The 12674-nt window shown below is 44.9% G+C and carries 14 protein-coding genes; 3 read left to right on the plus strand and 11 right to left on the minus strand.

All coding sequences use genetic code 11. The features are described 5' to 3' along the window. Positions 1-78 precede the first annotated feature (78 nt). The 11 genes from yihA to RWM02_RS00310 all read right to left on the minus strand — a co-directional run bounded on the left by yihA (position 79) and on the right by RWM02_RS00310 (position 9318). Complete coding sequence (gene yihA / locus RWM02_RS00260; protein ID WP_314068217.1) at positions 79-702, minus strand: ribosome biogenesis GTP-binding protein YihA/YsxC; 624 nt, start codon at positions 700-702, stop codon at positions 79-81. Continuing rightward, positions 699-1172 (minus strand): lipopolysaccharide transport periplasmic protein LptA, encoded by a 474-nt coding sequence (gene lptA / locus RWM02_RS00265; protein ID WP_314068220.1) that lies wholly within the window; start codon positions 1170-1172, stop codon positions 699-701. Before lptA ends, yihA begins: the two co-directional genes overlap by 4 nt. After that, complete coding sequence (lptC, locus tag RWM02_RS00270; protein WP_122862085.1) at positions 1148-1672, minus strand: LPS export ABC transporter periplasmic protein LptC; 525 nt, start codon at positions 1670-1672, stop codon at positions 1148-1150. The genes lptA and lptC overlap by 25 nt, the downstream gene beginning before the upstream one ends. After that, entirely contained in the window at positions 1663-2151 is a 489-nt protein-coding gene (locus RWM02_RS00275; protein WP_122862084.1) for a KdsC family phosphatase, read from the minus strand. Before RWM02_RS00275 ends, lptC begins: the two co-directional genes overlap by 10 nt. Then, positions 2148-2711, minus strand: a complete 564-nt coding sequence (gene hisB / locus RWM02_RS00280; RefSeq protein WP_314068227.1) for an imidazoleglycerol-phosphate dehydratase HisB — start codon at positions 2709-2711, stop codon at positions 2148-2150. The genes RWM02_RS00275 and hisB overlap by 4 nt, the downstream gene beginning before the upstream one ends. Position 2712: 1 nt before the next feature. Continuing rightward, on the minus strand, positions 2713-3588 hold the full coding sequence (locus RWM02_RS00285; RefSeq protein ID WP_314068230.1) for a septal ring lytic transglycosylase RlpA family protein: 876 nt from the start codon (positions 3586-3588) through the stop codon (positions 2713-2715). After that, positions 3572-4783: a lytic transglycosylase domain-containing protein gene (locus tag RWM02_RS00290; RefSeq protein WP_122862082.1), complete on the minus strand. Its 1212-nt coding sequence runs from the start codon at positions 4781-4783 to the stop codon at positions 3572-3574. Before RWM02_RS00290 ends, RWM02_RS00285 begins: the two co-directional genes overlap by 17 nt. Positions 4784-4795: 12 nt before the next feature. Continuing rightward, complete coding sequence (locus tag RWM02_RS00295) at positions 4796-5584, minus strand: TatD family hydrolase (RefSeq protein ID WP_122862081.1); 789 nt, start codon at positions 5582-5584, stop codon at positions 4796-4798. Next, entirely contained in the window at positions 5584-6837 is a 1254-nt protein-coding gene (locus tag RWM02_RS00300) for a GGDEF domain-containing response regulator (protein WP_122862080.1), read from the minus strand. Before RWM02_RS00300 ends, RWM02_RS00295 begins: the two co-directional genes overlap by 1 nt. A gap of 71 nt (positions 6838-6908) precedes the next feature. Further along, positions 6909-8432: an AAA family ATPase gene (locus tag RWM02_RS00305; RefSeq protein ID WP_314068236.1), complete on the minus strand. Its 1524-nt coding sequence runs from the start codon at positions 8430-8432 to the stop codon at positions 6909-6911. After that, positions 8425-9318, minus strand: a complete 894-nt coding sequence (locus RWM02_RS00310; protein WP_314068238.1) for an NAD(+) kinase — start codon at positions 9316-9318, stop codon at positions 8425-8427. The genes RWM02_RS00305 and RWM02_RS00310 overlap by 8 nt, the downstream gene beginning before the upstream one ends. A gap of 93 nt (positions 9319-9411) precedes the next feature. Here RWM02_RS00310 and aspS point away from each other — a divergent pair, with 93 nt between their 5' ends. From aspS to RWM02_RS00325, 3 genes are all read left to right on the plus strand, one after another. Next, entirely contained in the window at positions 9412-11163 is a 1752-nt protein-coding gene (gene aspS, locus RWM02_RS00315) for an aspartate--tRNA ligase (protein WP_314068240.1), read from the plus strand. A gap of 357 nt (positions 11164-11520) precedes the next feature. Then, entirely contained in the window at positions 11521-12087 is a 567-nt protein-coding gene (locus RWM02_RS00320; RefSeq protein ID WP_314068242.1) for an adenylate kinase, read from the plus strand. 136 nt (positions 12088-12223) lie between these two features. Beyond that, positions 12224-12613 carry a YgiW/YdeI family stress tolerance OB fold protein gene (locus RWM02_RS00325; protein WP_314068244.1) on the plus strand — a complete coding sequence of 130 codons (390 nt, stop codon included), beginning with the start codon at positions 12224-12226 and terminating at the stop codon, positions 12611-12613. The last annotated feature ends 61 nt before the right edge of the window (positions 12614-12674 follow it).

Below are 12674 nucleotides of genomic sequence, written 5' to 3' on the forward strand. Positions count from 1 at the left end.
CGCCGCTTAAATTTGTAAATTTGGCTAGAAAATTTGATGGTAAAAATGCCAAAATTTGCCTGCGGCTTTTTGATTTCATTACAGTCCCAGCGCGTTAAAATATATAAGCTCGTTTGCCTTTTCTACGCCCGTTTTTTTAAGCGCCGAAACGAAATGCGCGCCCGGATAGACTTTTAAAACCGCGCTTTTTTGGCTTTGATTTAGCTTGTCTGATTTTGTGAGAAAATTTAAAATTTTTTGATCGGGGCGCAGGAAGCTTTGCAAATAGTCGTTTACGTCCCTATCGATTTGCATATCAAACTGGCGCGAGTCGATGAGATGCACGAAAAGCTTGATGTTGGCTCTAAATTTTAAATATTCGTCAAGATTTTTTTTCCACTGCGCGTGCATGCTTTTAGCCACTTTGGCGTATCCAAAGCCCGGCAGATCGACGAAGGTCAAATTTGCCCTCTCCTCGCTTAGTTCGCCTTGCTCGTTTTTGATACCGCGCGCATACTCGACCTCGAAAAAATTTATGAGGCGCGTTTTGCCCGGCGTCGAGCTGCTTTTGGCTAGGCCTTTTTGATTAACCAGGGCGTTTATGAGGCTGCTTTTACCGACGTTTGAGCGCCCCAAAAACGCTACTTCGCTAGAATTTGCAGGCGGAGCCAGCGAGATGTCGGGCGCTGAAACGAGAAATTTTGCGTTTAAAACGCGGATCACTTTTTGTCCTCGACCTGGAATATAAATTTAACCGGCTCTTTTTTGCCGCTGTTTACGTTATACGTTCCGCTGTTTTGATTGACGGTGATCTTTTCGCCGTAGACTTTTTTATCGGTTTCTATCTCGTGTAAAAATCCGTTGCCGTTTATCGTATATAAATTCGGCGCAGGCTCGTAAATAAGCTCGCTACCGCTACCGTCGTATGTTTTATTTTTGATAAATACTCTAAATTTGGCGTTGCCCGAGGCTACGTATTTGGTTGGATTTTTCTTGGAATCAAAATAAATAATAACCTTGTCCGCCGTCAATACGTCTTTACCTTTGGTGATTTTTACTTTGCCGCTAAATTCGCCCATAAATTTACTCTCGTCGGCAAAAAAATTATCGGCATTAACCTCTATCTGCTCGGCAAATAACGGCAGAAAGCAAAATACCAGCAGAGTTCCTATCGCCTTTCTTGCTCTATCCATCCTTGAAATCCTTTTATTTTAGTTGTTTTTAAATTCAAATCATAAATTAAACTATTGCCGGTAATTTTATCCCCGTTTTGAGTCATAACGAACGGGGTATTACTGATGGCTATTTTTTTCTTTATATCATAAGTGGCTTCATTAGACACAAATTTAAGGTTTTCGTTGTTTATATATCTAACATTATTTTTAAATTTTAATAAATCTTCTTGATAAATCGCCTCATCCGAACTGATATTGTGCTCCTTGTCGCCCATTATCGCCACGCCTTTAAATTTTAAACACTCGTCTCTATCTTTATATCTATTGCACGTATCGGCTTCATATCTGGCGTTTACTGCAGTGGCGTTCATCTCGTAGTCCGTGACCACGCTCATCTGCATGCTCGCGCTCACCTCGCCGCCGCTTAAAAGATCGCTATAGTAAGGCTCCTCAATCGCCAAATAAACCATCGCCACGCTAAAAACGCTAACGACTAGGTAAAAAATCCTTATAACCAACGTTTAGCCCACTCTTGCATTAGGCCCTCGCTACGGATAAGTATCTCTATCATCTCGCGCACCGCGCCGTTGCCGCCTTTGTAGTTTAGTTTCGTTCTTACTTCAAGCTCTTTGATTGCGTTTTTTGGCTTAAAGCTCCATCCGACGCTTTTTAGCAGCTTGTAGTCGTTATAATCATCGCCTATAGCTGCAGCGCTTTCAAACTCCAGCCCTTCAAATTCTAGTATCTGTTTTGCGACTTCAAGCTTATCGCTAACGCCTTGATAGACGTGCGTTATCTTTAAATCCTGCGCCCTTTTTTCGACGATAGGCGAGCTTCTGCCCGTGATGATCGCGACTTTTTTCCCGAGCTTTAGCCAGCTCTCGATAGCATATCCGTCCTTGACGTCAAAAAATTTAAGCTCGTCGCCGTTTGGGCTATAGACGATCTTGCCGTCGGTTAGGCAACCATCGACGTCTAAAAATATAATCTCTATCATAGCACGCCTTTCGTGCTAGGTACGCCGACTCTGGAGTTTTTGGCCAGAGCCCTTCTTAGCGCGACGGCACAGGCTTTAAAACTGGCCTCCAAAATATGATGAGAGTTTCGTCCGCGGATTTTAGCGATATGCAGCGTAATCGCGGCATTAAAAGCCAGAGCCTGGAAAAATTCATTCGCCAGCTCTACGTCAAATTCGCCAACCTTGCCTTCGTTTATACTCTCATAGACTAAAAACGGGCGATTTGAAAGATCAAGCGCGCAGTTTACCGCAGCCTCGTCCATAACTACCGTCGCCTCGCCAAATCTCTCGACTCCGCTAAGCGGATAAATTTTCTCGCGCAAAGCCTGCCCAATAACGATACCCACATCCTCTACGCTATGATGAAAATCTACGTGCAAATCGCCCTTGCAGACAAGCTTCATATCAAAAAGCGCATGTTTGCAAAAAGCCTCGAGCATATGATCGAAAAATCCTATGCCCGTGTTTGTCTCGGCTTTACCGCTACCGTAAATTTCAAGCTCTAGGCTAATATCCGTCTCTTTTGTCTTTCTTTGCATTTTATTCCCTCACAAAAAATGCGCCAGAGATGTGCCCTGCGCTTATGAAATCCTTGGCTTCCTCTTCGCTTCTAAAGCCGCTTATAAATACTCTGTAAATTTTACCGCCGTCAAGCTCGTAGGACTTTATAACGGTATCATAAGCGCCGTTGCCGTATTGTCCCGCATGCTGCTGCTTAAAGGCATTTGCGCCGCTTAAATTTTTAAATGCACCGATTTGTACCATGAAAACACCGCCAACAAAAGTTTGTTGCTGCTGTTGTTGCGGCTGCGGTTTGGTCTGGGCACTCGGTTTTTGCGAGCTAGGTTGTTTTGAGCTAGGCTGCGAGGATGCTACGACCGCTGCTCCGCCGACATTGCCGTTAAAGCCGACGACCTCTAACAAAACAGGAGCCGTACCGGCGTTAAATACGTCAAGTTTCACCGCGCCCGTTTTTGACAGGTCTATCACGCGCCCTGCAACGAAAGGTCCGCGGTCATTGATGCGTACGATGATATTTTTACCGTTTTTTATATTCGTCACGCGCACCATCGTATTCATCGGTAGAGTCTTATGCGCCGCCGTCATAGCATGCATATCATATGTCTCGCCGTTTGACGTTTTTTTACCGTGAAAATCCGGACCGTACCAGCTAGCTATACCGCTAGCTCTATCGCCGACTTTTACGACGGTTGGATAGTATGTTTTACCGTTTATGGTGTAAGGGCGCATAGTTGCTTCATGCATGCCCTTTGAGCTATTTATCTTGCCGCTTTTTTTTGAACCGCCGCTACCGGTGATGCCGCCAAACGGCGATGTCAAAAACGAACAGCCGCTCATAAAAAATACGAAAAATAGACTAAAAAATATAAATTTAGCCCTACTCGGTTGCGGCAAGTTTGGCTCCGATCGAGCTGTTTGAGCTCATAAGCGTATTAGCTTCTTTTAAATCCTCAAGCGCTACGTCAAATTTCTGCGAAACCTCCCCGAGCGTATCGCCGCTTTTAACCATGTACTCGGCTAGGTAGTTGACGTTTTGCTCGCTTGGTATGACTAGCTTTTGATTAGGCTTGATCTCATTTGAGGCAAGGTCGTTATACTCTTTTATGATTTTATGATTTACGCCAGTTTTTTTAGCTATAGTTAGCAACGTGTCGCTTTCTTTGACGGTATAAATCTCAAATTTTCTATTTTGCGCCGCCTCGAAGTTATCGCTAAACATTTTCTTTTTGTTTGATGGGATATAAAGATAATAAGGCTTTTCCGTCGGCGGAGTGTAGACGAATTTTAGATGCATATTGTATTCTTTCATCTTTTTTAGGCTAAGCCCTATGCTGTCTCCGACCTCCATTAGCGTTGTGCCGCCCGGAACGTCTATTTTTGATAATTCTATGCCATTCGTACCGCTTAGAGCCTGCGTTTTAGCTAGTAAATTTTCCTGCTCTTTGGCTATGTGCGCGATAGTTAAAATTTTCTTTACGAATCTTTTCGTCTCTTTTGGGATGTAGCTTTTTTTATCGTCTAGCAATGTAGCTAGATCAGTGGTTCCGGCTTTTCTGATGCCCTCTCTTAACCTTGCTTCGCCGCAGTTATAGGCCATCATCGCAAGATACCATTTGCCAAAGTCGTTTTTTAGGCTTTGTAGATATTTTGTAGCTGCGGCGGTGGCTGCCATCGGGTCTTTTCGCTCGTCGGTGTACTTATCGACTCTAAGGCCGTAAAGCTTCGCCGTAGACTCCATAAACTGCCAAATTCCGATAGCTTTTTTACTGGAAACTATATTATTTGAAAACCCGGACTCAGTCATAGCAAGATATAAAAACGACTCCGGTATACCTGAGTCTTTTATGATCTTTTGAAGCATCGGGATGTGTTTGTAGCCGTTTTTGACGGTATCGGTAAACTCTTTTCTCTTACCGTCCTTGATGGAATTTTTTATAGAAGCGTAGTGAGAGCTTTGTAAAAATTTAGCGTCTATGTCGAATTCTTTTAATATCATCTTTTGGGTTTGCTCTGCGTCGTTGCTAGCCGCGGTCGCGAAAAGCCACCCCGTACATGCTAGACACAGCATTATTACTCTAAAGATTTTCATTTTTCTCCTTGATTACGTGTTAAATTTCATAAAGATTTTCTTCGCGTTTTTCGTTGTTATTTCCATTACCTCTTCTTCTTTTAAATTTAAAATCTCGGCCATCTTTGTCGCGACAAGACGCGCAAAGGCAGGCTCGTTTCTACGGCCCCCCCTAAAGGGCTCAGGCGTCAGATACGGCGCGTCGGTTTCAAGTAGCAACCTATCTCGCGGAATTTGGGGCAAAATTTGAACCAAATTTTTCGCGTTTTTAAAGGTCAAAACCCCGCCGATACCAAAGTAAAACTCGCCCATCTTTGCAAGCTCTAGAAGCAAAGGCGAAGCGTTATAGCAATGCAAAACCGCTCCGACCAGCCTGCTTGCATACTCTTTTAAGATATTAAAACTATCTTCGTTTGCATCTCTAATATGCAAAATGACCGGCAAATTTAACTCTACCGCCATATCAAGCTGCGCTCTAAACACGCGCTTTTGTTCCGCTTTTTCAAGCTCTTTTTCATTTTCGTCTTTAGGCAAGCGGAAGTAATCAAGCCCGCACTCGCCCACGGCAACGCACTTTTCGTCTTTTGCAAATTTATAAAGAACGTCCTTGTTAAATCCATCCTTATCATACGGATGAACTCCGACGGCAAAAAATACATTTTCAAATTCGCGGGTTATTTTAGCCGCTTTTGGTAAATCATTAATATCAGCACCAGGTATCAGCACCCCGCCGACGCCGTTTTCTCGGGCATTTGCTATAACTTTTACCAGATCGCTATCAAAGCTTTCATCGTCCAAATGACAGTGAGTGTCTATTATCATCAGGCTATTTCTACCCTATTTCGCCCGTTTTCTTTTGCTCTATAAAGAGCCTCGTCGGCAAGCTCTAAAAGCTCATCTAATCTATAATCGCTTCTACTAAAGGCCACTCCGATAGAGACGGTAAATTTTATCTGCTCTTTTTTTAGTCGCACTTTGCAGTTTGCGATGCTAGCTCTTAAATTTACGAAAAATTTAACCGCCTCTTCGTTTGAGACGTTTTTTAGTACGATACAAAATTCTTCCCCGCCGAATCTCGCTACCAAATCGCCTTTTTTGGTCTCGTCGATCAGCTTTTTAGCTAACGTCTTTAACGCCCTGTCGCCGCCGTCGTGACCGTAAGTATCGTTTATCTGTTTAAAATGATCGATATCCAGCATCGCCACCGCATAAGGCTCGGCACGCTCCTCGGCATAGGCCAAGTATTCGTTCATATCGTCGTAAAAATACCTTCTATTATAAACGCCCGTCAGGAAGTCCTTGTTCGCAAAATCGGCGATTTGATTTATGTTTTCCATCGCTTCGATTAGATTATTTACCCTACAAATAAGCTCTTCTTTTACAAAGGGCTTAGCGATAAAATCATTCGCTCCGTTTTTCAAAAATATCGCGCCGTTTACGTTTTCGCTCGGACTCGTCATCATTAAAACGCCGATTTGATTTTTATCGCCCGCAGCTCTTATCTCTTTTAGCACCTCAAGGCCGTCTTTTACGGGCATCCTATAGTCGCAAACGACAAGTTTCATGTCGGGGTTATCGGCAAAATAACTCATCGCCTCCTCGCCGTGAGCGGCGGTAAACACCTGAAACTGAAGGCTAGTTAGGATTTTTTTAAGATTATTTCTAAAAGGCGCCGAGTCCTCGGCAACCATTACCTTATATTGTCTATTTTTGCTTAGGCGATTTATGATCTTAAATATATAATTTATATCGTCCATATTGCCTTTATAGACGTAGTCTACGATGTCTTTATGGATGAAGCTCTCTCTGGTGGCATCATCCATACTACCCGTTAGCACGATGCTAGGCAGTCCTTTTGAGATGACGTAGTCCACGATTTCGCCGTTTGGAGCGTCGGGTAAATTTAGATCAAGCAGCGCGATAAAATACTCTTTTGGATCGCTTAAAAAAGCTTGCGCTTCAGCCATAGTGTACGCCACATCGATCTCCATCTCGACCTTATCTTCCATCTTTTTGGCGATCAGTCTAGCCAGCGCTTTGTTGTCTTCTACTATTAAAATTTTATTTTTTTCCATCTATTCTCGTTCAAAATTTTTTTCAAATATACCATTACTTTTCTTTTTTCAACCTAAATTTTAAGCCAAACTTAAACAACCAAAAGTTGACGGGCGAAATTTATCGCTTCCTCAGTTATGCGTTCGCCGCTTATCATACGGGCCAGCTCGTTTACGCGCTCCTCGTTTTTTAGCTCCCTTACGTTCGAGGTTTCGCCGCGCTTTTCGACTAGAAAATGCGAATCGGCTTTAGAGCTTAACTGCGGCTGATGCGAGATAGCGAAAATTTGATAAAATTTGGCCAAGCTTAGCAGCACGTTTGCGATACTCATCGCCTCTTTTCCGCTTAGATTCGCGTCTATTTCATCTAGGATTATGACGCCCTCGCCGCCTCCGGTGATCTTGCTTTCGCTCGCTATAAAAGCTAGCCTTAAGCGGTTTAGCTCGCCCGAGCTTAGATTTTTTAGCGCCGTCTCGTTTAGGCTCAAATTTACCTCGTCCCTGCCGGCGGCGTCTAGGGTTTTACTATTTATCTTTAATGAAATCTCGCTCATATAAAGCTCTTTTAGAAACGAATTTATGAGCGCTTCAAGCTCCTTTAAATTTGCCACGCGAGCTTGGCTGATTTTGTCCGCCAGCGCATTTACCGCGGCTTCGTTTTGCTTAAATTTACGCTCCAGCTCGCTCTTTTCAAAGCTTATATTTTCGTATCTTGCTAGCTCGGCTTTGCGCGTTTTTAGCGTCTGGAGCGCCTCCTCCTCGCCGCCATAGCGACGCACGAGCGAGTTTATCGCCTCGATGCGGTCTAGCACGCCCTCGATATCTACGTCTTCTAGCTCGTCCATGTCTAGATTTTCGCGCGCTACTCGTAGCTCGTTCATCGCCTCCTCAAAAAAACTGCTATCGACGTCGCTGATATTTAGCGCGTCCACTACGGATTGCTCGAAATTAAAAATTTGCTCCGCCCTATTCCACGCTTCTAAAATTTTATCCTTTTTACTCAGGCGCTTTTTTAGCTCCATTAGCTCGTCAAATTCCCCGATTTTCGGGCTCACGCTTTCTATTTTGTTGATTTCAAAAGAAGCAAATTCCTTTAGCTCCTCCACTCTTTTTTCTTCGTCGATTATTTTTTTTAGCTCGCGCGAGATCTGACTAAATTCGTCAAATTTGAGCCTAAATTCGCTCAAAATTTCGTTAAATTTAGCGTCTTTTTTCGCTTGCAAGCTATCTAGCAAATTTAAAAACCTCTCGTTTTCAAATTCGTTTATTTCCTTTGCGGACAGGTATTTGACGTGCTCTTTTGCGATGCTAGCGAGATTTTTTTTGGAAACGGCTTGAGAGTTTATAAAGTAGCGCGTCGTTTTGTCGCGAAAAAGCTTAAAGGTATTTATCTCCTCGCTCTCAAGGCCGAATTCCTCAAGGTTAAATTTATGCGAGACGTCGGCCTCTATCAGCTTCGCTTCGCTATCTTTTAGCCCCAAAACCGCCATTATCGAGCCCATCAAGACCGATTTGCCCGCGCCGCTAACGCCCGTAAATACGCTAAGTCCGCGCCCGAAATTTAACTCGACGTTTTCAAAACTCAAATTTTGCTTTATCAAAATCCGCTCAATCATTATAACCCCAATGCAGCTTTTCTTTTAAAATTTGAAAATAATCTCTCCCGACGTGGCGGATTAGCCGCGCCGTGCTCGTGCTTAGCGTCATGCTCACGCTCTCAAGCTCGCTCATCTTATACCTATCCTGCCCGTCGATAACCAGCACTGCCGCGCTTGCGGTTTTAAATTTGATCTCAAATCCGCGCGGAAGTACGACTGGGCGCTGCGTGAGCGAGTGCGAGCAAACGGGCGTAACCAAAAACACCTCGCTCAAAGGATAGGTTATCGCCCCGCCCGCGCTCATGTTGTATCCGGTAGAGCCCACGGGCGTAGAGACGATGACTCCGTCGCCAAAATACGCGTTAAAGTATTTTTCGTTCCAAAAAGCCTCCACGTGCGTCATGGAGCCAACCTTTTCGCCCACGATTACCGCGTCGTTAAATGCGATTTTGCGTAAAATTTCCCCGCTTTTTTTGTGCAAAAAAACGTCAAGCATAAAAGGGGTCTCGACCTCAAATTTACCCGCAAAAAACTCGGCGAAAAATTTCTCGCATTCATTCATCGTGATATCTGTTAAAAACCCTAGCCTGCCCGCATGAATGCCTAGCACAAAGGGCGAAATCTCGGCCGCGCTTCTACAAAGCGAGATGATCGTGCCGTCGCCTCCGAGCGAGATCAAAAAATCGCACTCCGTAGCCAGCTCGCGCACCTCAAATCCTTGCAAATTTGAGCCATCTTTTAAATTTAAATGTTTAGCGAGCGCGTTTTCAAACAAAATTTGAACGCCGTACCTAGCCAAAATCTCGCGCAAGATTCGCGCATTTTTAGCTAAATTTACATTGATTTTTGCGACTAGGCCGACTTTTTTTACCTTAGCCGGAAGTAATAAATTCTCTTTTTTCATAGAGCGGATTTTATCACATTTTGTTTTAAAAAAGCTGGGAAAAAGCAAATTTCTAGTATAATGGGCGCGTTAAAAACAGCAAAAGGAGTGAAAATGCGTAGCCATTACTGCACTGATTTAAGCAGTGCCGACATAGGCAAAGAAGTTACGCTTTGCGGCTGGGTAAACACCTACCGCGACCACGGCGGCGTTATATTTTTGGACCTGCGCGATCGCACGGGGCTGATCCAGATCGTCTGCGATCCGGCAGATAGCAAGAGCTCTCACGAGGCCGCGTCGCACGTTCGCGACGAGTACGTGTTAAGGATAAAAGGCAAGGTCCGCGCTCGCGGCGAAGGCCTGGTAAATCCGCGCCTAAAAACGGGCGAGATCGAAGTAGTCGCAGACGAAGTGATCGTCGAAAACCCGAGTGAGCCGCTGCCTTTCGTTATCGGCGACGAGAGCGTAAATGAGGACATCAGACTAAAATACAGATTTTTGGACCTTAGAAACGAGAAACTTCAAAATATCTTTAAAATGCGCTCAAAAGCGGCGATCGCAGCTAGAAACAGCCTAGACAAAATGGGTTTTATCGAGTTTGAAACGCCAATTTTAACTCGCGCGACGCCGGAAGGCGCCAGAGACTATCTAGTGCCTAGCCGCGTATATCCGGGCCAGTTTTACGCCCTGCCGCAAAGCCCGCAACTTTTTAAACAGCTTTTGATGTGCTCTGGCTTTGATAAATATTTCCAGATCGCAAAATGCTTCCGTGACGAGGATTTACGCGCGGACAGACAGCCTGAATTTACGCAGATAGATATCGAGATGAGCTTCATCGAGCAAGAAGACATCCTAAATATGGCTGAAAATATGCTAAAAGACGTCTTTGCCGCCTGCGGATACGATATCCAAATCCCTTTCCGCCGTATGAGCTACAAAGAGGCGACCGAGAGCTACGGCAGCGATAAGCCCGATCTGCGCTACGATCTAAAGATGATCGACGTTATCGACATTTTCGCGCGCTCTAGCAATGAAATCTTTAGCAAGATCGCAATCGAGCCTAAGAAAAACCGCGTCAAAGCGCTAAAAGTGCCAAACGGCGATAATATCTTTAGTAAGCGCGAGATGAACCGTTTTGAGGAATTCGTCCGCAAATTCGGCGCTCAGGGCCTTGGCTACTTCCAGATGAAAGAAGACGGGCTAAAAGGACCGCTTTGCAAATTTTTCGAGCAAAGCGACCTTGACGAGATCGTAGAGCGCTGCGAGCTAAAAGTCGGCGACGTCGTATTTTTCGGCGCAGGCAAGAAAAAAGTCGTGCTTGACTACATGGGTCGATTTAGGATTTTCCTCGCCGAGCAAATGGGCATCATAGACCAAAGCAAAATGGAGTTTTTATGGGTACTTGACTTCCCGATGTTTGAGCAAAACGACGACGGCAGCTACTCAGCCATGCACCATCCGTTTACCATGCCTAAAAACATCGACGAGCCCGATCTCGAGGACATCCTTTCGGTCGCTCACGACGTAGTGCTTAACGGCTATGAGCTTGGCGGCGGTAGCGTGAGGATACACAAAAACGACGTTCAGCAAAAGGTATTTAAGCTACTAGGCATCGACGAGGCCGAGCAACGCGAGAAATTCGGCTTCTTGCTTGACGCGTTAAGCTTCGGTGCGCCTCCGCACGGCGGTATCGCGATCGGCTTTGACAGGCTAAATATGCTAGTAAACAAAACCGGCTCGATCCGCGACGTCATCGCCTTCCCTAAAACCCAGCGCGCTCAGTGCCCGCTAACTAAGGCGCCTAGCGAAGCTAGCGGCGAGCAGCTAAGGGAGTTGGGGTTAAGGCTGCGAGAAAAAGAAAAATAAGCTTGAAAGCGTCGTCTCGCCGCGCTATACGTCGTTGGTTTTAAAATTTGGCGCTCCGCAGGCTATACGCCTAGCGCACGCTTAAATTTTAAAACCGCCTAGTCTAGCTTGGCGATACTTCCGCTACAAATTTAGTTGATTTTATTTTTTATTGAAAGAAAAAGCAAAGCATTAAAATCGTCGTACGATATTTCTGCTTTAACTTTTTATAACAAAAATGAAGGTGAAGTATTTTTCGCTTAGACGAGGCGGATTTTAATTTTTAAGCGCAGATAGAACATATAGTTCATCGAGCTTAAAAATTAAAATTCAACGAAGTATAGGTAGAAAAAGACAAGCCGTTTTAAAGGAAATTTTATGAAAAAACTATTTTTAATCATCGGCGCTCCAGGCTCCGGCAAAACCACTGACGCATCGCTAATCGCGCAAGAAGATGCTAAATTTGCACACTTCTCGACCGGCGACTTGCTTCGCGCAGAGGTTGCTAGCGACTCAGAGCTTGGCAAACTAATCGACGGCTTTATCTCAAAGGGCAACTTAGTCCCGCTTGACGTCGTCGTAAACGCGATCGTCTCGGCGATCAAAAGCTCGGACAAATCAAACGTCATCATCGACGGTTACCCGCGCAGTGTCGAGCAGATGACCGAGCTAGACAAAGTGCTAGCCGCGCAAAACGAGATCGCGTTAAAAGGCGTGATCGAAGTGGACGTTAGCGAAGCCGTCGCACGCGAGAGAGTACTCGGACGAGCGCGCGGAGCCGACGATAACAACGAGGTTTTCAACAACCGCATGAAGGTTTATCTAGAGCCGATCGAGGCGATACGTAAATTTTACAAAGAAAAAGGCCTTCTCCACGTCGTAAACGGCGAGCGCGCGATAGAACCTATCGTAGCCGACGTCAAGGCCCTCGTAAATAGCCTATAAACATTATTTTTAGAGCCTCAAGCTAGGCTCTAAATTTAAGCTTTCCATAAATCCAAATTAACAAAAAATTCACGAAATATCATTAAAATCCGTTCTATGATTTCACGAAAATCACATCAAATTTAAAGGATACGTAATGTTTAAAAAAATAGTTTTATCAGCGACTCTTGCAAGCGCTATGTTTGCGGCAGGCGGATTTACGGGTGCAAGCTCAAATGCGCAAGGCGCAACAAATCAAGGCGGCTTCGTCGGCAAAGGCGCTCTGAGCGCAAGCACAGTAAAACAAGCCCTAGCGCTACCGGATGACGCTCGCGTCGTGCTTGAGGGCAAGATCGTCTCCGAGTTTCGCCCTGAGCACTACCAGTTCGTCGATAAAAACGGCGACACGATCGAAGTCGAGATCGATCACAAAGGCTGGAGAGGCGTAACCGTCGATGAAAACACGCCCGTGCGTGTCTACGGCGAGGTTGATAAGGACTTTATGAAAACCTCTATCGACGTAAAAAGTATCGAAATAATCAAATAATTTTAGGGCGGTTTGCCGCCTTAAATTTCCTCTAATTTTAAGTTTTTCAACCCTACCTTGC

It is taken from the genome of Campylobacter showae, from assembly GCF_963515975.1.
In the GTDB taxonomy this organism is placed as follows: Bacteria; Campylobacterota; Campylobacteria; order Campylobacterales; family Campylobacteraceae; genus Campylobacter_A; species Campylobacter_A showae_F.